The organism is Rhizobium sp. H4, assembly GCF_003013335.1.
Taxonomy (GTDB): Bacteria; Pseudomonadota; Alphaproteobacteria; order Rhizobiales; family Rhizobiaceae; genus Rhizobium; species Rhizobium sophoriradicis.
The window spans coordinates 176171-195148 of sequence record NZ_PSOW01000002.1 but is presented as its reverse complement, the minus strand read 5'-3'; the positions used below and the strand labels follow the sequence as shown (position 1 = coordinate 195148).

Sequence of the window (18978 nt, the reverse complement as noted above, 5' to 3'; positions counted from 1 at the left end):
GCCGTTTTCCTGCGCTTTATCGCGCCGATCGCGCAATTTATTTGATCCCCCGCATCAGCGTGGTTTATGAAGCGGCATCAAATCAGGAGAAAAGACCATGCTGCGCGATCAACTCGCCACCCAGCTGAAAGAGGCGATGAAGGCCAAGGATTCGGAGCGGCTTTCCACCGTCCGGCTGATTCAGGCCGCGATCAAGGATCGCGATATCGCCAATCGTGGCGCCGGCAAGGAGCAGGCGAGCGACGACGAGATCCTGCAGATTCTCGCCAAGATGGTGAAGCAGCGCGACGAATCGGCAAAGATCTACGAGGAGAATTCCCGGCCGGAACTCGCCGCCAAGGAGCGCGCCGAAATCACCGTCATCCAGGATTTCATGCCGAAGCAGCTTTCGGAGAGTGAAGTGCGCGCCAACGTTTCGGCGATCATCGCCGAGACCGGTGCCGTCGGCGCCAAGGACATGGGCAAGGTGATGGCCGCGCTCAAGGAGCGTTATGCCGGCCAGATGGATTTCGCCAAGGCGTCCGCGACCGTCAAGGAACTGTTGAACTGATTCAGACCACGCGTCTTGCCTGCGGTTCGATCAGGACCGCGGGTCCGAGCACCGCCTCGGCGGCGGCGTCGACGATGGCGAATTTCGCAGCCTGATAATTCCAGTATTCAAGGATGAAGCGGCGCGACAGCCAGAAGTCGCCCTTGCGGGACGGTTCGGTCCAGCCGACGCTTTCCATGGTTGCGGCCTGCGTCAGAAGCCGCTTCAGGTGCGTGTTCGATATCATGAATTGGTCGCGGATTTCCCGCAGCGACAGGGGGCCGACCGCGACGCGCTCGGCCGTCCGGGGAAATTCCGGAAGGCGCGAGATCAGGTAGTCCATCACCAGCCCGCCGGAATTTGCCCAGTTGAAGAGGTTGAAGGTGGGGCCTGGACTGCGCACCGCCTGGCTTCCGATGATTGCTTTTGCGATGCGCGGCTGGATCGCTGTCATCATCGCCGCCGGATCGGCGGCGATGATGACGGCGCGCTTACCGCCGTCGAGGCTGTCGAGGATCATCATGTGGGTGACGAGCCATCGGGTGAAATGCTGCTCGGCGATTTCGGTGGGTTCCAGATAGCGTGTGCGCTTGTCGGCACCAGGAGCCGGACGCAGGAAGCGATAGGCGAGCATTTCCTGCATGAAGGCTGCGGCCGTGTTGCGGCTGGCGATGTCGTTCTTGACTGCAAAATCGACGAAGCGGCCGGAATAGAGGCCGCTCTTTTCATAGTCGGGATGGCCATAATGAAGCGCAAAACCGGCATGGGCCATCAGCCAGCGCTGCTGTGCGGCGAAAATCGAGGCGATGCGTGGGCTCTCACGATAGATCGCGAGCATCTGATCGGCGCAGTGGAGGATCGCAGCGAGAAAGCGATCGTCCGCTGCAAGAGTTTCAGCGGTAAAGGCCATGGGAAGGGGTCCAGGAAAGTCGGCCCATACTTCCTTCACGCACGCGCCTGATGTCAACGGTTTTGTCAATAATCGGTTAATTTCAAAAGGGAATTTGTATCAGGGCAAGCCGAAAAATTAAGAAGGCAGGAGCTGGGGGCGCTCCTGCCTTCTTGCACTTTGCTTCCGCCGGCACGCAGGGCCGAAGCCCAAGCCGGAGGGTATTTGCAAAGGCACCCTTGCGAAGCGGCGCCGGGGGTAGGGATGGTGCTTCGCTCGGGGATCGCTTTGTTGAGATCGAACTTATTGCGGGGCGGCGGCCTGTTCAAATTACAAAAAAATAATGATTGCCGAAAATGTCGGTTTTGGAGATGTCGAAGCGGAGGCTCGGATGGCGCTGCAAAGAGCAGAGCGGATCGTGACAGAGGGTGATAATAATTTGTTTTCAAACGATTTATTTGAGGATCATGGGAAATGACCGCCTTTGCCGAAGCTTGCGCGACGGCGGAATTCTGGTCCCCCGGGGACAATAATGTCGCACCCCTGTCGCAGGGGCGATAACGTGTTTTTGATTGGATAAGCGACGCAATCAGGGACGCGTGCACTTGCCTGTGAATAGCGGGTTTTCCTGACAAGTTTCGTGGCATGGCGCGGCAAAGCAGCTTATATGGAGGCTGGCCAAGAGGTATAAATGCGCTTTTCCAACACCTTTCTCGATGAGATCCGTGACCGCGTTCCAATTTCGAACGTGATCGCGCGCCGTGTGAGCTGGGACAAGCGCAAGACCAACGTGTCGCGCGGCGATTACTGGGCCTGCTGCCCGTTCCACGGCGAGAAATCACCGAGCTTTCACTGCGAGGACCGGAAGGGCCGCTATCACTGCTTCGGCTGCGGCGTTACCGGTGACCATTTCCGCTTCCTCACCGAGCTGGAAGGCCTGAGTTTTCCCGAGGCGGTGCAGCAGATCGCCGATATGGCCGGCGTGCCGATGCCGCTTGCCGATCCTGTCATGGAAAAGCGCGAGAAGGAGCGCGGCTCACTGATCGACGTCATGGAAATGGCGACGGCCTTCTTCCAGGACCAGCTGCAGACCGCCAATGGCGCCAAGGCGCGCGCCTATCTGCGCGATCGCGGGCTGACGGGGCGCACCATCGAGACCTTCCGCCTCGGTTATGCGCCCGACAGCCGCAATGCGCTCAAGGAATTCCTTGCCGGCAAGGGCGTCTCGAAGGAGCAGATCGAGGCCTGCGGCCTCGTCGTTCACGAAAACGTGCCGGTGTCCTACGATCGCTTCCGCGACCGCATCATGTTCCCGATCCTCTCGTCGCGGGAAAAGGTGATCGCCTTCGGCGGCCGCGCCATGTCGGCCGATGCGCCGGCGAAATATCTGAACTCGAACGAGACGGAACTCTTCCACAAGGGCAATGTGCTCTACAATTTCGCCCGCGCCCGCCGCGCGATCCAGGGGCCTGGCCGCGGCGATCAGCAGGACGACAATGCGAGCGGCACCATCATTGCCGTCGAAGGCTATATGGACGTGATCGCGCTCCATCAGGCGGGCGTCGAGAACGCCGTTGCGCCGCTTGGCACCGCACTTACCGAAAACCAGCTCGAGCTGCTCTGGAAGATGGTGCCGCAACCGGTGCTCTGCTTCGACGGCGACGGCGCCGGCATCCGTGCGGCCAATCGCGCCGCCGAACTGGCGCTGCCGCATCTGAAGCCCGGCCGCTCCGTCCGCTTCGCGCTGCTGCCCGACGGCAAAGACCCTGATGATCTCGTGCGCGATGAGGGCCGCGCGCCGTTCGACAAGGTGATGAGCCAGGCAAAGCCGCTTTCGGAGATGCTGTGGAGCCGCGAGATCAACACCGGCAAGTTCGATACGCCCGAGGCGCGCGCCGAGCTCGAGGCGCGGCTGAAGCAGCTTGTGGCCGTCATCGCCGATGAGAATGTGCGCCGTCATTACCAGCAGGATATCCGCGACCGGCTGAACGCTTTCTTCCAGCCGCAGTTCCAGAACCGCAATAATAGCGAGCGGCGCGGTTTCGGCGGCAATTCCCGGGCGGGCCGCGACAATCCCGGCAAGGCGGGGCCGAAAAGCCCGAGCCTTATTTCCGACCGGCTTGCCCGCTCGGGCCCCGTGCGCGGCCACCGGGACAATACGGCGCTGCGCGAGAGCGTGCTGGCGCTCACCATCGTCAATCATCCGGCGCTGATGATCGACGATTATGATGAGATCGCCGCGATCGAATATGACAGCCGCGAGCTGCAACGGCTCTGGTCGGCGGTGCTTGGCGCAGCGGCCGCCGTTGCCGGCCCGCATCTGACGCGTGACTATCTGACCGAACGGCTGGAATTCGAAGGCTTCGGTCCGCTGATCAAGAGCCTCGACCAGCAGGTGCGAAATGCCCGGCTCTGGACGGCGACCGAGGAGGCGGCGATGGAAGATGCGCGTGAGGGTTATCGCCAGGCGCTCGCCTTCCACAAACGGGCCAAGGCGCTGCGCCGGCAGAAGATGGAGCTCGAACGCGAGATTGCGCTGGCCACCGAAGCCGGCGACGGCGAGGCGATCGTTCAGCTGATACGGGCCCAACAGGAAGTGCATCTGGAAGGCGTCCGCCTTGAGAACCAGGAGGCGATCATCGACGGCTTCGGCGTGCTTTCCGGCCGCGTCAAAGGGGCGGCGAACCACTGATGTCGCCGAGCGAACGGAACGAACCGGGCTTTTCCGCCTCCGACGCGCTGTTTTCCGCCGGCCGCCCGCCGCTCGAGGTGTTGAAGCAGGTTTACGGCTACTCTTCCTTCCGCGGCAAGCAGCAGCAGGTGGTCGAGCACGTCGTCTCTGGCGGCGATGCGGTCGTGCTCTTTCCGACAGGAGCGGGCAAATCGCTGTGCTTCCAGATCCCGGCGCTCTGCCGCGAGGGCGTCGGCATCGTCGTTTCGCCGCTGATTGCGCTGATGCGCGATCAGGTGGAGGCGATGAAGCAGCTCGGCATCCGCGCCGCCGCGCTCAATTCGTCGCTGTCGCGCGAGGAGTTTATCGAGGTCCGCCGCGCGCTTTCGGGCGGCAAGCTCGACCTTCTCTATGTGACGCCGGAGCGCATCCTGACGGATGGGTTCCGCGAGCTGATCGCCAATGAGAAGATTGCGCTGTTTGCCATTGACGAAGCCCATTGCGTCTCGCAGTGGGGGCATGATTTCCGGCCGGAATATCGTGAGCTCGGCCGGCTCGGCGAGCAATATCCCGGTGTTCCCAGAATAGCGCTGACGGCAACGGCCGATCCGCATACGCGCGATGATATCGTCGAGCGGTTGGGGCTCGACGCTGCCGAGATCTTCACCACCAGCTTCGATCGGCCCAATATCAGCTATGAGATCGTCGAGCGCGATCAGCCGCGCCAGCAGCTTCTGCGCTTCCTCTCCGACCATAAGGGCGACAGTGGCATCGTCTACTGCCTGTCGCGCGCCAAAGTCGAGGACACGGCCGACTGGCTGAACGGGCAGGGGGTTCGTGCACTGCCTTATCATGCCGGCATGGACCGGGCGCTTCGTGACGCCAATCAGGATGCCTTCCTGAAGGAAGAGAACCTCTGCCTGGTTGCCACCGTCGCCTTCGGCATGGGCATCGACAAACCGAATGTGCGTTACGTCGCCCATCTCGACCTGCCGGGTTCGGTGGAAGCCTATTACCAGGAGACCGGGCGCGCCGGCCGCGACGGCCTGCCGTCGGAGGTCTGGATGGCCTATGGCATGGCCGACGTCATTCAGCGCCGTCGGATGATCGACGAGGGCAATGCCGCCGTCGAGATCAAGCGGGTCGAGCGCGCCAAGCTCAATGCCTTGCTGGCGATCTGCGAAACCGCCTCCTGCCGCCGGCAGGCGATTCTCGCCCATTTCGGGGAAGCCCATGCCGGCCAGTGCGGCAATTGCGACACCTGCCAGAAGCCGGTCGAGACCTGGGACGGCACGGAAGCAGCGATCAAGGCGCTGGCTGCCGTATACCGCACCGGCGAGCGTTTCGGCGCCGGCCACGTCATCGACGTGCTCGTCGGCAATGTCAACGAGAAGACTGAGCGTTTCGGCCATGTCGATATGCCCGTCTTCGGCGCCGGCACGGACATTCCGGCGCGGACCTGGCAATCCGTCTGCCGGCAACTGCTCGCCATGGGGCTGATCCGGGTCGACCACGAGGCCTATGGGGCGCTCAAATTGGAGCCGGAAGCGCGCGCTGTCTTCAAGCACGAGCGACGGGTATTCTTCCGCAAGGACCGGCCTGCCTCGGAACGGCGTACGAAGAAGGCGGAACGCAGCGAGCGCAAATCGGCCCTGTCGGGCGCCGACGGCAACCTCTTCGAGGCGTTGCGGGCCGAGCGCATGGCAATCGCCAAATCGCTGGGCGTGCCGCCCTATGTCGTCTTTCCCGATACGACGCTGATCGCCTTCGCCACCGAACGGCCGCGCAGCCGCCAGGAACTGCTCGCCATTTCCGGCGTCGGTCAGGCCAAGCTCGAACGCTATGGCGACGCCTTCCTGGAGATCATCCTGGCGCATGACGATTGAACGGACGGACGGTGTTCTTCTCGCTCTCGGCCCAGCGCTGAAGAAGACAAGCCGATGGCGATATGCTAACTCCGAAGCTATAAAAAACATCAGGAAGGGCCGCCGATGACCTCGCCATTTCTCTCCCATCTCCGCGCCGAGATATCGGCGCTGAAGGATGCCGGCCTCTATAAATCCGAACGGGTCATCAGCTCCAAGCAGTCGGGCGAAATTGCGATTTCGACCGGCGAGCGGGTGCTGAACTTCTGCGCCAACAATTATCTTGGCCTTGCCGATAATGAGGAATTGGCCGAGGCCGGAAAAAAGGCGCTCGACCGTTACGGCTACGGCATGGCCTCGGTGCGTTTCATCTGCGGCACCCAGGAGGAGCATAAGCAGCTCGAGGCGCGGATTTCCTCCTTCCTCGGCATGGAAGACACGATCCTCTATTCCTCCTGCTTCGACGCCAATGGCGGCCTGTTCGAGACGCTGCTTTCCGAGGAGGACGCGATCATTTCGGATGCGCTGAACCACGCCTCGATCATCGACGGCGTCAGGCTGTCAAAGGCCAAGCGCTTCCGCTATGCCAACAACGACATGGCGGCACTCGAAGAGGAATTGAAGAAGGCCGAAGGCAGCCGCTTCAAGCTGATCGCCACCGATGGCGTCTTCTCGATGGACGGCATCATCGCAAATCTCAGCGGCGTCTGCGATCTCGCCGAGAAATATGGCGCCATGGTCATGGTCGATGACAGCCATGCGGTCGGCTTCGTCGGCAGGCACGGCCGCGGCTCGCCCGAACATTGCGGCGTCGAGGGGCGGATCGACATCATCACCGGCACACTCGGCAAGGCGCTCGGCGGCGCCTCGGGCGGCTATACCTCGGCGAAATCAGAGGTCGTCGAGTGGCTGCGGCAGCGCTCGCGCCCCTATCTGTTCTCGAACACGCTGGCGCCGGTTATTGCCGCCGCCTCTCTGAAAGTGTTCGATCTGATCGCAAATGGTGATGCCTTGCGCAAGCGCCTCTCCGACAATGCCGATCTCTTCCGCAGCGAGATGACGAAGCTCGGCTTCATGCTTGCCGGCGAAGGCCATCCGATCATTCCTGTCATGCTCGGCGACGCCAAGCTTGCCCAGGACATGGCAGGTCTGATGCTGAAGAAGGGTATCTATGTGATCGGCTTCTCCTTCCCCGTCGTGCCGAAGGGCCAGGCCCGCATCCGCACGCAGATGTCGGCAGCGCATTCCAAGGCGGATGTCGAGCGGGCGATTGCGGCCTTTGCCGAGGCAGGGCGGGAATTGGGTGTGATTTGAGGATGGGGGATTGCCCCTCACCCTAACCCTCTCCCCGTAAACGGGGCGAGGGGACGTGCCAAACGCAGCGTCGAGGATTGACGAAGCCGGTGCGGCATATTTCCTTCGCCCCGCTGGCGGGGAGAAGGTGCCGGCAGGCGGATGAGGGGCCGAAACAGGCACTGACCAAGGGATACAGATATGTCGAACATGATGAAGGCGCTGGTCAAATCGAAGCCCGAGGTCGGGCTCTGGATGGAGAATGTGCCGGTGCCGGAGGTCGGGCCGAACGATGTGCTGATCCGGGTGAAGAAATCGGCGATCTGCGGCACCGACGTGCATATCTGGAACTGGGACCAGTGGGCGCAGAAGACCATTCCGGTGCCGATGGTCGTCGGCCATGAATTTTCCGGCGAGATCGCCGAGATCGGCTCTGCCGTCACCCGCTATCATGTCGGCGAGCGGGTTTCCGGCGAGGGCCATATCGTCTGCGGCAAGTGCCGCAACTGCCGGGCGGGCAGGGGGCATCTCTGCCGCAACACGCTCGGCGTCGGCGTCAACCGGCCGGGGTCGTTCGGCGAGTTCGTCTGCATCCCGGAAAGTAATGTCGTGCCGATCCCGGACGATATTTCCGACGAGATTGCCGCGATCTTCGATCCGTTCGGCAATGCCGTGCACACCGCGCTCTCCTTCGATCTCGTCGGCGAGGACGTGCTTGTTACCGGCGCCGGGCCGATCGGCATCATGGGGGCGCTGGTCGCCAAACGATCCGGCGCCCGCAAAGTCGTCATCACCGATATCAATCCGCATCGGCTGGATCTGGCGCGCAATCTCGGCATCGACCACGTCGTCGATGCGTCGAAGGAAAATCTCGCCGACGTGATGAAGGCGATCGGCATGACCGAGGGCTTCGACGTCGGGCTCGAAATGTCGGGCGCTGCACCCGCCTTCCGCGACATGATCGACAAGATGAACAATGGCGGCAAGATCGCCATTCTCGGCATTGCGCCGGCGGGCTTCGAAATCGACTGGAACAAGGTGATCTTCAAGATGCTCAATCTCAAGGGCATTTACGGTCGTGAGATGTTCGAGACCTGGTACAAGATGATTGCCTTCGTCCAGGGCGGCCTCGATCTTTCGCCCATCATCACCCACCGGATCAAGATCGACGATTTCCGCGACGGCTTCGAGGCGATGCGGTCGGGCAACTCCGGCAAGGTCGTCATGGATTGGATGTGAGGAGGACAGGATGATTTATCAAGGAAGCTGCCATTGCGGCAATGTTGCTTTCGAGGTCGAAGGCGAGTTCAGCGAGGCGCTCGACTGCAACTGTTCGCTCTGCCGCCGGCGCGGCGGGCTTCTGGCCTTCGTGCCGCGCGACAAGCTGGTTCTCAAGACGCAGGACGAGAATATCTCGACCTATACTTTCAACAGGCATGTCATCCGCCATCACTTCTGCGCCAATTGCGGTATTGCGCCCTTCGGTGAGGCGGTAGGCTCGAACGGCGCTGCCATGGCGTCGATCAATCTGCGCTGCATTCCCGCGATCGACCTCGGCGCGCTGAAGGTTACGGCCTATGACGGTGCCGCGCATTAGAAACAGAGTGCCTGCCGCAAGCCGGGGAATATACTGCCGTCAAAACTGTAAAAGCGGCCGACACAACCGCTGCGGCGGGCAAAATCTATGCTGCCCTTGTCTTTTGTTCGGCGCTTCTTAAATAAGGTTCGCAATCGCAGCCGCGGTTCAAAGCCTGTGGATAAGGCTTTTTCCGATGATTCGTGAGCTTTTTTTATGGAAAAGCTTGACGAGGACAAAAAATGTGGGAATCACCGTTCGACTTGTTGAAACGGTGAACTGGGTCAAGGCGGATCGCGCAACCATGGCCGGAAATCCAAAAGCAAAAAAGCTTTGCTGTCCGGTGCCGGCGATCGTGGTTAATCAGGCTTTAAATGTCATCCCGTTAGGTGGGCATAGGTGATTCTAGGGCGGCGCGTGCGGCGCGTCAGGCCCTGAGACGGCCCATTCACCGTAGCGAGATTGGATAGCGTCAGGAAGGCGACGATATAAATGGCAACCAAGGTCAAAGAGAACGAAGACGCGGAAGTCGAACGCGACGGCGCAAGCGACGGCCCTCTTCTCGATCTTTCCGACGACGCGGTCAAGAAGATGATCAAGGCCGCCAAGAAGCGCGGCTACGTGACGATGGATGAGCTCAATGCCGTTCTGCCGTCCGAGGAAGTGACGTCCGAGCAGATCGAAGACACGATGTCGATGCTTTCGGACATGGGCATCAACGTCATCGAGGACGAAGAAGCCGAGGAAGCCGGCGCTTCCGGCGGCGGCGATGACGATGATGCCGGCGGCGACGAGGACAGCGAAGGCGGCGAACTCGCGCCTTCCGGCGGCACCGCGCTGGCGACCGCCAAGAAGAAAGAGCCGACCGACCGTACCGACGATCCGGTGCGCATGTATCTGCGCGAAATGGGCTCGGTGGAACTGCTCTCCCGCGAAGGCGAAATCGCCATCGCCAAGCGGATCGAAGCCGGCCGCGAGACGATGATCGCCGGCCTCTGTGAGAGCCCGCTGACCTTCCAGGCGCTGATCATCTGGCGCGACGAACTCAACGAAGGCACGACGCTGCTGCGCGAGATCATCGATCTCGAGACGACCTATTCCGGTCCTGAGGCCAAGGCTGCGCCGCAGTTCCAGAGCCCCGAGAAGATCGAAGCCGACCGCAAGGCGGCCGAGGAGAAGGAAAAGACCCGGCGCGCCCGCTCCGGCGACGACGATATCACCGATGTCGGCGGCGAAGGCCTGCCTCCCGAAGAGGAGGAAGAGGACGAGGACGAATCCAACCTCTCGCTGGCGGCGATGGAAGCCGAGCTTCGCCCGCAGGTGATGGAGACGCTCGATACGATCGCCGAGACCTACAAGAAGCTGCGCAAGCTGCAGGACCAGCAGGTCGAGCAGCGCCTGTCGGCCTCCGGCACGCTTTCTTCCGCCCAGGAGCGCCGCTACAAGGAGCTCAAGGACGAGCTCATCAAGGCCGTCAAGTCGCTGTCGCTCAACCAGAACCGCATCGATGCGCTGGTCGAGCAGCTTTACGACATCAACAAGCGCCTCGTCTCCAACGAAGGCCGCCTGCTGCGTCTGGCCGAATCCTACGGCGTCAAGCGCGATAGCTTCCTGGAACAGTACCAGGGCGCCGAGCTCGATCCGAACTGGATGAAGTCGATCGGCAATCTGGCCGCCCGGGGCTGGAAGGAATTCGCCAAGGGCGAGAACACGACGATCCGCGACATCCGTCAGGAAATCCAGAATCTGGCGACCGAGACCGGCATTTCGATCTCGGAGTTCCGCCGCATCGTCCACATGGTGCAGAAGGGCGAGCGCGAAGCGCGCATCGCCAAGAAGGAAATGGTCGAAGCGAACCTTCGCCTCGTCATCTCCATCGCCAAGAAATACACGAACCGCGGCCTGCAGTTCCTCGACCTCATTCAGGAAGGCAATATCGGCCTGATGAAGGCGGTCGACAAGTTCGAATATCGCCGCGGCTACAAGTTCTCGACCTATGCGACCTGGTGGATCCGGCAGGCGATCACTCGTTCGATCGCCGACCAGGCCCGCACGATCCGCATTCCGGTGCACATGATCGAGACGATCAACAAGATCGTCCGCACGTCGCGCCAGATGCTGCACGAGATCGGCCGCGAGCCGACGCCAGAAGAACTGGCCGAAAAGCTCGCCATGCCGCTCGAGAAGGTCCGCAAGGTCCTGAAGATCGCCAAGGAGCCGATCTCGCTCGAAACCCCGGTCGGCGACGAAGAGGATTCGCATCTCGGCGATTTCATCGAGGACAAGAACGCGCTGCTGCCGATCGACGCCGCCATCCAGGCGAACCTGCGCGAAACGACGACCCGCGTTCTCGCCTCGCTGACGCCGCGCGAGGAACGCGTGCTGCGCATGCGCTTCGGCATCGGCATGAACACCGACCATACGCTCGAAGAAGTCGGCCAGCAGTTCTCGGTCACCCGCGAACGTATTCGCCAGATCGAGGCGAAGGCGCTGCGCAAGCTCAAGCATCCGAGCCGTTCGCGCAAGCTGCGCTCGTTCCTCGACAGCTGAGATTTCGATGACATCTTGATGGGAATGCCGGGCTTTATGCCCGGCTCACCCTGCTGACGAAGCCGGCCAACTTTTCTTTCGTCATGCTTGGGCTTGTCCCGAGCATCTGCCTCCGTTTGGTAGGGCAGCAGATCCTCGGCACAAGGCCGAGGATGACGTCAAATGGCGACAAACAGAGCCAGGCCCCGTGCCCGGCTTTTGCTTTGTGATTAACACCAATGATCCCCGCGACTTCTTGTCCCCGTCTGGTGACAGGCCTATAATCCGGCCACGGGGAAAGGATCGATCGCGACACACGCGAGATCGTATGCCTGCGTGAACGATCCTCCGTTAGGAGGTGCGACATGACCACTTATATTCTTTTGATCGATTGGACGGACCAAGGCATCCGTACTGTTCGCGACTCGACAAAACGGCTCGACGCGGCGAAGAAACTGCTCGCCGGCGTCGGCGGCTCCATCAACCAGTTCTACCTGACGATGGGCGGCCATGACATGGTTGCCGTCTGCGAGGCGCCCGACGATGCGGTGATGGCGCATTTTACGCTGTCGCTCGCCATGGCGGGTAATGTCCGCACCGAGACGCTGAAGGCGTTCCCGGAGGCTGCCTATCGGGATCTCATCGGCTCGCTGGGCTAACCACTGCTCAAGCCAGTTCGGATACCAAGGCCCGGCTCTCCGGAGACCGCGTGGCGCTGAATGATGACGGGCCCGCCGACCAATAGTTGCGGCAGCGATCACGCGGTTTTTTGCTTTTGTGGCTTGATGCTGGCGGCTTTAAAGGCCACATCGCTGCTGTGACAGAAGAAGACCTTGAACCGGCAGAAGCGCATGAAGCGCCAAAACAGCGGCCTGAAATCCGCTGGGGAGTCGGCGCGTCCGTGCTTCTGCACGTGCCCATCGTCGCCCTTCTCATTTTCGGCCTGCCGAAGATCGAGCCGAAGCCTGCCGAGGACGAGAGCGTGAAGGTGGAACTCGTTCCGCCGCCGGAGGAGAAGAAGCCGGAAGAGAAAAAGCCCGAGGAAAAACCACCGGAGCCGAAGCCGCCGGAACAGGCGAAGAAGCAACCGCCGCCACCGCCACCGCCGCCGCCAGACGCTGCAAAGCCTGAGCCGAGCACCCCGATGCAAAGCATCTCTCATTCAGTTGCTGAGTTTGCCGACAAGGATACTGTGCCGGGACAAAAGGAACAGACATTGCCGCGGCAGTCGGAAGCACCGAAGCCGTCGATTGCCGACATGAACCCGGCAAAGGCATCCGTCGAGCCGCCGCAGCCTGAGAATTCCGAGGTTTCGAAGACAATGCCTGCGGCGAATTCAGTGCCTCAGGATATCGAGTTGCCAGAGACGCAAATTGCTGAAGTCAATCCGGAAAAGGACGAGCCGGATGACGCCGGATTGGACGAGGAAAAGACGACGTTGGAGCAAGCGGAGCGCCGAAAGGAATCGGGGCCGACGGCTTCTTCTACGGCGGAAGCTAAGGTCAAGAAATCGGAAGAGCTTACGGAGGCCAAGATACTGTATTCCGAGAAGGCAACGTCTGATCCGATGATTAAGAACGCCATTAAGAATCTACCTCGAGCTGCGCGCATCAATGCGCTCTGCCAGACCGAACTTCAGCAGCAGTTGATCCATGCAGGCGGGTATAATCCGGATCTCCTGCCTTCTTTTCCGCGTGTCACCAAGGGAAATGTTCTCAACGGTGTGGGCGGCGCCTTCCAGAGTTCAGGCTCGTGGTACGACGTTACCTTGATATGCCAAGTCGACAATGATGCCAGGAAGGTAATATCCTTCCGTTTCGACGTTGGAGACAAGATCCCAAAAAGCCAATGGAAAAGCCGGGGCTTTCTGAAGTACTGATCTTCACGTGGCACAAGCCCGCCCGCAACCAGCCACACGCAAGCAACCGCATCTAGCCTCTCCCTACGGCCGTGATGGTACGGTGAGAAGGGACAATGATATGTCGAACGAGATCGAGCGTTTTCTGGAGCGTCAGGATGAAGCCGTCAGCGTGCTGTTCCTGGAAAACAAGGGTGATGAGCTGACCGATATTCTGGTGGCGGCGCTCGAAGAGGCGTTCGAGATCCTGCTCGAAGCCGCACCCGCCGAAACGCTGCATTGACAATTTCCAAGACATTGCCGGCAGCGCTTGGCGAGCGGCTCTCCGGCTACCGGTTCGAACGCGATGCGCTCGGCCGTTCCGCGGCAAGCGTTTTCCGGCTGGAAGGCGAGGGCCTGCCGGCGCTCTATCTGAAGGTCGAGGCGGCCGGGCCGTTCGGCGAGCTTGCCGATGAAGCCGCCCGGCTATCCTGGCTTAAGGCCGCCGGCCTGCCATGTCTCGATGTCATCGCCCGGGAAAGCGACGGCAAGCGCAACTGGCTGCTGATCGGCGCCCTGCCGGGGACCAATCTTGCCAGCGCATCGGCGCTGACGCCGCTGGCGCGCGTCGAACTGCTGGCGGCCGCACTTGCCGATCTCCATCACCTGCCGATCACCTCCTGCCCGTTCGATCATCGGCTGGAAAAGCGCCTGCCGGCCGCAGGCGCGCGCATGCAGGCCGGGATCGTCGACGAGACCGATTTCGACGAGACGCGGCTCGGAAAGAGCGCCGAAACATTGTTTGCCGAACTCGAGGGCCGGCGGCCGGACCGTGAGGACCTCGTCGTTACCCATGGCGATGCCTGCCTGCCCAATTTCGTCGCCTCCGGCGGCCAATTCTCCGGCTACATCGATTGCAGCCGCCTCGGCGTCGCCGACCGCTATCAGGATATTGCGCTCGCTTGCCGCAGCATCGCCGATAATTTCGGTGCGGCGCTGGTGCAGCCCTTCCTTGATCGTTACGGGCTGACGGCGCCGGATCCGGCGCGCCTCGATTATTACCAGCTGCTCGACGAGTTCTTCTGACGCTTCAAAGACGCGTGGCGCTTGCCAAGCGTTGCGCCCGCTCCATCCGGCTGGCAAGATGCCGGCGATCGGATCTGCGGGCAGATAATGGCGAAAAACCAGTTCAGGATGCTGCGCTCGGCGCTGGCCGGGGTCGAAGCGGTGGAAGCGCAAACGCATCACAGCTTCAGCAGGCACACGCATGAGCAGTTCGGCATCGGCCTCGTCTCGTCAGGGGCGCAGAAGTCGCGCAGCGGGCGCGGCATGGTCGAGGCTGCGGCCGGCGACATCATCACCGTCAATCCGAACGAGGTGCATGACGGAGCGCCGATCGGCGCGGCGCGCTCATGGCGCATCCTCTATTTCGACCCCGAGATCGTCACCCATCTGTCGCGCGAGATCGGCGGCGGGGCAGGCCGGCAGGAAATCCCCCATCCGGTCATCCGCAACGGCGCAATCGCCGCCCGATTCGAGAGCCTGTTTGGGGCGGTGACCGGTGGCGGAGCGGACGGGCTGCTCCTTGAGGAATTGCTGCTGGAGCTTGTCGCCGATGTCATCCGGGAAGACGGCGATCGCGAGGAGCGGCCGCCGGTGCCGGCCGCCATCCGGACGGCGCAGGCCCTTATCGACGACGATCCTCTTGCCGCCGTCTCGCTCGCCGATCTCGCCCGGGAAAGCGGCCTCAGCCGCTTCCAGGTGCTGCGCGGCTTCGCCAAGGCGACGGGGCTGACACCGCATGCCTATCTCCTCCAGGCCCGCATCCATCGCGCCCGCCGGCTGATCGCTCGGGGCACGCCGCTTGCGGAAGCGGCCTTTGCCAGCGGCTTTGCCGACCAGAGCCACATGACGCGCGTTTTCGTGCGCAAATACGGCCTGTCGCCGCGGCTCTATGCCGGCGCCTTTCTCTGAGCCGTGCCGCAGGCCGCGCGCCCTCTCTCCCGCCTCATCCTGAGGCGCCCCGCAAGGGCCTCGAAGGACGGGGCTGGCCGAGGCTCCGCCGCCCTGCAATTTCGTTCAAGACCCCAACCGGTTCCTGCTGTTTCCTCGGCGCATCCAACAGGAGGCAGGAATGTCGAGACAGGTTCAAGGTTATGTCTATCTGACGCTGGCGATGCTGACGGTCGGCAGCACCGTCATTGCGAGCAAACTCATCGCCGCCGGCCTGGCGCCATTTACCGCCACCGCCTTGCGCTTCGCGCTCGCCTTTCCCGTCTTTCTCGTGCTGATGCGGGTGACCGGCACGCGGCTGCCGAAACTTCCCCGGCGTGACCGCCTGATCCTCGCCATCCAGGCGGGCGCCGGCAGCGTCGGCTATACGACGCTGCTGATCACCGGCCTCAGCCTGACGTCTGCCGCCGATGCCGGCGTCATCATCGGCACGCTGCCGGTGGTCTCGGCGGCAATTTCCATTCTGCTGCTCGGCGAGCGGCCGCAGCCCGCCCTGCTTCTCGCCGTGGCGCTGGCGACCGCCGGAGTGTTTTCGATCGCCTTCACGCCGGAGGCGGCCAGCGGGTCGCTGGCCGGCAATGCGCTGATCCTGCTGGCGGTCGTTTGCGAAGGGCTGTTCATCCTGTTGAACAAGCGGCTGACCGCCGATATTCCGCCGCTTGCCCAATCGACGCTGATGAGCGGCATCGGCTTTGCCGTCGCCGTCATTCCGGGCGTGTTCGAGGCGCCTTCCGCACACGGCTTTTCCGCAAGCGCTGCGGCGGCCGTCGTCTATTATGCGCTGGTGCCGACCGTCGCCGGCTTCCTGCTCTGGTATGCCGGGGCCGAACGGGTGAGCGGCACGGAAGCCTCGCTCTTTACCGCGCTCGCGCCGGTGTCCGCCGTCCTGCTCGCCTTCGTCACCCTCGGCGAGCCGGTCGGCTTCGGCCAGCTTGCCGGCATAACCTGCGTGCTTACGGCGGTGCTCGGGCTCGGCCTGGCTGGAAACCGCACCGCAACCCAACCCACCGAGGGGAGATAGGCCATGCGTTTCAACCATGCCGCCGCCATGTGGCAGACCTTTCCCGAGCTTCGCGCCGGCGCGCTCTATGCCACCGGCATCGATGCCGGTGCCGACGTCGAAGCGGCGATAACAAGCTTCGGGGCGATCGCCGACACCCGGCTTGCCGGCGCCCAGGAAAGCGAATTTCCGGAAATCCAGGCCTGGCGGCGCGGCTTTTCCCGCATGGGGCTGAAGCCGACGCAATATCGCTCGGCCTCCGAAGCGCTGCTGCGCCGGTTCCGCCAGGAGCAGGCGCAGCAGCGCCTGCATCCGCTCGTCGATCTCTGCAATGCGGTCTCGCTCGCCTTCGCCATTCCCATTGCCGTCTTCGACGTCGAAAAGATCGGCGGCGATCTCGAGGTCCGGCCGGCGACGGGTCACGAGACCTATCTGACCTTCGGCGGCGACATCGAACATCCCGAGCCGAACGAGGTGATCTTTGCCGACAGCGAGGGAAGGGCGCATGCGCGGCGCTGGACGAACCGGCAGAGCGGGCTTTCGGCGGTGCGGCAGACGACGCGGTCGGTGCTGATCGTTGCCGAGGCGCTGCATGCCTCGGCCGAGGCGGATATCGCCAGGCTGGTGGCGACGCTCGCGGATCATCTGGCGAAGGCCTGGCCGGCGGCGCCGAAAGCGGCGCTGCTGAGCGCAGCATCGCCGCGTTTCGAATTCTGAAGCGGATCGCGCCCGGGACGGAGCGTTCACACCTTGGGCCGGCGGCCTGCCCGCCCTATCTTCCCGGGATCGATCGCTTCTGGAGACAACCGCATGTCAGATAAATCGATCAAGATCCCCGGGCCGGACCATCCGATCACCGTCGAGCACAATCCCTGCCGCGTCGTCGTCACGCTCGGCGGCAGGACGATCGCCGACAGCCGCGACGCGCTGACGCTGCGCGAAGCCTCGCTGCTGCAGCGCACCGATCACCGCACGCATTGCCCCTATAAGGGTGACGCCGCCTATTACAGCATCATTCCGGGCGGCGAACGCGCCGAGAATGCCGTCTGGACCTACGAGGTGCCGAATGCCGCCGTCAGCAACATCAAGGGCCATCTCGCCTTCTATCCCGACCGCGTCGACAGCATCGAGGAAATGGCCTCGCCGGAAGCCGGTACCTTCTGAGGCGGGCCGACGCCAGCCGTTATCGCAGGACGTCGAGCCATTCATTGCTGAAGACGAGGCTGGCGACCGTGACCGGTTCGCCGCTTTCGTCGCGGACGGTGACGGCGATCGTCAAGCGATCACCCGCGGGCAGTTCGTCGCGGGCCACATCCAGCAGGATGCGGGTCACCTCTTTTGGAATGTCTTCACGCGATTTCAGCTCGGTGCCGTGCTCGTCGCGCGTTGGACCTTCCCCATTGTGCAGATCGAAATAGTAGCGAGCCATGTTCTTTCCTGCGCGTCAGAGGAGAAATCACCGGTGAAGACAATTGTTCCCCGATGAATGACGCGTTGAAAGCTTCGATCGCTCCCGTTAGGGTCGCGCCAAAACATTGTTCGGGGATGCGCGTGAGGGCAAAATTCATATCTTGCATGTTGGCGGCGGTTTTCGCTTCGCTGCCGGCGGCAGCACTGGCCGAGGGATGGCAGGCGGTGGAAGAAGTGCGGCCCTATGCGATCTCGGGCATGTCGGGTGCGGCACTCTACGAATCGATCGGCGAGCACGGGCCGAAGGCCGGGGTCACCGGCCGGGTGATCGCGCATACGACGTTCAAGCTCACCTGGACCCGCAAATATGAACCGCAGGGCAATGCCTGCGTGATCACGACCAACCGGCCGAAGCTCATCATCACCTATACGCTGCCCAAGCCCTCGGCCGCGCTGCCGCCAGCCGTCAAGAGCAGCTGGGACGGTTTCATATCGGGTGTTGCCGCACATGAGCGGGTGCACGGCGAGACCATCAAGGAGATGGTCAGGGAAATCGAGGCGACGAGCATCGGCTTGACCGCTGCCGACGATCCCGACTGCAAGAAGATCAGGATCGAACTGACGCGGCGCCTCGGCGAGATCTCCGCACGGCAGCGCCAGCGCGGCCGTGACTTCGACAAGGTCGAAATGGGCGATGGCGGCAATATCCAGCAGCTCATCCTCAAGCTGGTGAACGGGCCGTGACTGCCTGAGAAGCCTGCCTGCCGCTCCACCCCTGGACCAGCCTCGCTGAGCCCCTATCTCTCCCCGCTAATGCATGTCGCCCGGAAGTGTGCAGCGGTTCCGGGACAACGACATGCATTAAAACAAAGAGTTAAAGCGCGTCGCATGAATCAAAATTTGACGCGACGCGCTTTAACGAGGATGGATCGAGGAGACATGCAATGTCCTATGTCGATGGTTTCGTCGTGGCGGTGCCGAGGGAGAATATCGAGGCCTACAAGAAATTCTCGACCTTCGCCGGCTCGCTGTGGAAGGAATATGGCGCGCTCGAATATGTCGAATGCATCGGCGACGACGTGCCCTATGGCGAGCTGACCTCCTTTCCCCGCGCCGTGCAGGCCAAGGAGGACGAGGTGGTGGTTTTCTCCTGGATCACCTATCGGTCCCGGCAGGAGCGCGACGATATCAATGCCAAGGTGATGGCCGATCCGCGGCTCAAGGGCGATCAATGGCAGATGCCGTTCGACGGCAAGCGGATGATCTATGGCGGTTTCGAGACGCTGCTGAAGCTCTGACACCGGCGCCGTCACCTGCCGAGCCGGCCATTGACTCGGCCGTCATGGCGCGCCAACTCGCGGGAGAA

At 62.3% G+C, this 18978-nt stretch carries 21 protein-coding genes; 19 read left to right on the top strand and 2 right to left on the bottom strand.

Annotated features, from left to right (window positions below):
- The first annotated feature begins 97 nt into the window (after nucleotides 1-97).
- Complete coding sequence (locus C4N04_RS03700) at nucleotides 98-550, top strand: GatB/YqeY domain-containing protein (protein ID WP_077991780.1); 453 nt, start codon at nucleotides 98-100, stop codon at nucleotides 548-550.
- Nucleotide 551: 1 nt separating this feature from the next.
- Here C4N04_RS03700 and C4N04_RS03695 read toward each other — a convergent pair whose 3' ends face one another.
- Complete coding sequence (locus tag C4N04_RS03695; RefSeq protein ID WP_077991783.1) at nucleotides 552-1439, bottom strand: hypothetical protein; 888 nt, start codon at nucleotides 1437-1439, stop codon at nucleotides 552-554.
- Nucleotides 1440-1761: 322 nt separating this feature from the next.
- Between C4N04_RS03695 and C4N04_RS32465 the strand changes: the two genes are divergently transcribed.
- From C4N04_RS32465 to C4N04_RS03620, 16 genes are all read left to right on the top strand, one after another.
- Nucleotides 1762-1896 carry a hypothetical protein gene (locus C4N04_RS32465; RefSeq protein WP_280954329.1) on the top strand — a complete coding sequence of 45 codons (135 nt, stop codon included), beginning with the start codon at nucleotides 1762-1764 and terminating at the stop codon, nucleotides 1894-1896.
- A 213-nt stretch (nucleotides 1897-2109) separates the two neighbouring features.
- Nucleotides 2110-4110 carry a DNA primase gene (gene dnaG, locus C4N04_RS03685; RefSeq protein ID WP_106795457.1) on the top strand — a complete coding sequence of 667 codons (2001 nt, stop codon included), beginning with the start codon at nucleotides 2110-2112 and terminating at the stop codon, nucleotides 4108-4110.
- Nucleotides 4110-5975, top strand: a complete 1866-nt coding sequence (recQ, locus tag C4N04_RS03680; RefSeq protein WP_106795456.1) for a DNA helicase RecQ — start codon at nucleotides 4110-4112, stop codon at nucleotides 5973-5975. Before dnaG ends, recQ begins: the two co-directional genes overlap by 1 nt.
- Nucleotides 5976-6080: 105 nt before the next feature.
- A complete protein-coding gene (locus C4N04_RS03675) occupies nucleotides 6081-7268 on the top strand; it encodes a glycine C-acetyltransferase (protein ID WP_106795455.1) in 1188 nt (395 codons plus the stop codon).
- Between the two features lie 180 nt (nucleotides 7269-7448).
- Complete coding sequence (gene tdh / locus C4N04_RS03670) at nucleotides 7449-8486, top strand: L-threonine 3-dehydrogenase (RefSeq protein WP_077991798.1); 1038 nt, start codon at nucleotides 7449-7451, stop codon at nucleotides 8484-8486.
- A gap of 10 nt (nucleotides 8487-8496) precedes the next feature.
- Nucleotides 8497-8844, top strand: coding sequence for a GFA family protein (locus C4N04_RS03665; protein WP_106795454.1), 348 nt, complete (start codon nucleotides 8497-8499; stop codon nucleotides 8842-8844).
- Between the two features lie 175 nt (nucleotides 8845-9019).
- Nucleotides 9020-9226 carry a hypothetical protein gene (locus C4N04_RS31515; RefSeq protein ID WP_125461986.1) on the top strand — a complete coding sequence of 69 codons (207 nt, stop codon included), beginning with the start codon at nucleotides 9020-9022 and terminating at the stop codon, nucleotides 9224-9226.
- A gap of 89 nt (nucleotides 9227-9315) precedes the next feature.
- A complete protein-coding gene (gene rpoD, locus C4N04_RS03660; protein WP_004677699.1) occupies nucleotides 9316-11373 on the top strand; it encodes an RNA polymerase sigma factor RpoD in 2058 nt (685 codons plus the stop codon).
- Nucleotides 11374-11717: 344 nt separating this feature from the next.
- Nucleotides 11718-12011 (top strand): GYD domain-containing protein, encoded by a 294-nt coding sequence (locus tag C4N04_RS03650; RefSeq protein WP_010033023.1) that lies wholly within the window; start codon nucleotides 11718-11720, stop codon nucleotides 12009-12011.
- An 86-nt stretch (nucleotides 12012-12097) separates the two neighbouring features.
- Nucleotides 12098-13231: a DUF930 domain-containing protein gene (locus tag C4N04_RS03645; protein WP_245425528.1), complete on the top strand. Its 1134-nt coding sequence runs from the start codon at nucleotides 12098-12100 to the stop codon at nucleotides 13229-13231.
- Between the two features lie 100 nt (nucleotides 13232-13331).
- A complete protein-coding gene (locus tag C4N04_RS31755) occupies nucleotides 13332-13493 on the top strand; it encodes a hypothetical protein (protein ID WP_199852441.1) in 162 nt (53 codons plus the stop codon).
- Entirely contained in the window at nucleotides 13490-14275 is a 786-nt protein-coding gene (locus C4N04_RS03640) for an APH(3')-II family aminoglycoside O-phosphotransferase (RefSeq protein WP_106795451.1), read from the top strand. Before C4N04_RS31755 ends, C4N04_RS03640 begins: the two co-directional genes overlap by 4 nt.
- 87 nt (nucleotides 14276-14362) lie before the next feature.
- Nucleotides 14363-15163 (top strand): AraC family transcriptional regulator, encoded by an 801-nt coding sequence (locus C4N04_RS03635; RefSeq protein WP_077991803.1) that lies wholly within the window; start codon nucleotides 14363-14365, stop codon nucleotides 15161-15163.
- 160 nt (nucleotides 15164-15323) lie between these two features.
- Complete coding sequence (locus C4N04_RS03630; protein ID WP_106795450.1) at nucleotides 15324-16223, top strand: DMT family transporter; 900 nt, start codon at nucleotides 15324-15326, stop codon at nucleotides 16221-16223.
- A gap of 3 nt (nucleotides 16224-16226) precedes the next feature.
- Nucleotides 16227-16919 (top strand): phenylalanine--tRNA ligase beta subunit-related protein, encoded by a 693-nt coding sequence (locus tag C4N04_RS03625; RefSeq protein WP_106795449.1) that lies wholly within the window; start codon nucleotides 16227-16229, stop codon nucleotides 16917-16919.
- Between the two features lie 93 nt (nucleotides 16920-17012).
- Nucleotides 17013-17366 (top strand): DUF427 domain-containing protein, encoded by a 354-nt coding sequence (locus C4N04_RS03620; RefSeq protein ID WP_106795448.1) that lies wholly within the window; start codon nucleotides 17013-17015, stop codon nucleotides 17364-17366.
- Between the two features lie 19 nt (nucleotides 17367-17385).
- Here C4N04_RS03620 and C4N04_RS03615 read toward each other — a convergent pair whose 3' ends face one another.
- The gene (locus tag C4N04_RS03615; RefSeq protein ID WP_097604746.1) at nucleotides 17386-17631 is read right to left on the bottom strand and encodes a hypothetical protein; all 246 of its coding nucleotides are present in this window, start codon (nucleotides 17629-17631) and stop codon (nucleotides 17386-17388) included.
- A gap of 53 nt (nucleotides 17632-17684) precedes the next feature.
- On the opposite strand from C4N04_RS03615, the gene C4N04_RS03610 reads away from it, so the two are divergent.
- Both C4N04_RS03610 and C4N04_RS03605 read left to right on the top strand, forming a co-directional pair.
- A complete protein-coding gene (locus C4N04_RS03610) occupies nucleotides 17685-18356 on the top strand; it encodes a DUF922 domain-containing protein (RefSeq protein ID WP_106795447.1) in 672 nt (223 codons plus the stop codon).
- Between the two features lie 200 nt (nucleotides 18357-18556).
- Nucleotides 18557-18910, top strand: a complete 354-nt coding sequence (locus C4N04_RS03605) for a DUF1428 family protein (RefSeq protein WP_097604751.1) — start codon at nucleotides 18557-18559, stop codon at nucleotides 18908-18910.
- Nucleotides 18911-18978: the final 68 nt, after the last annotated feature.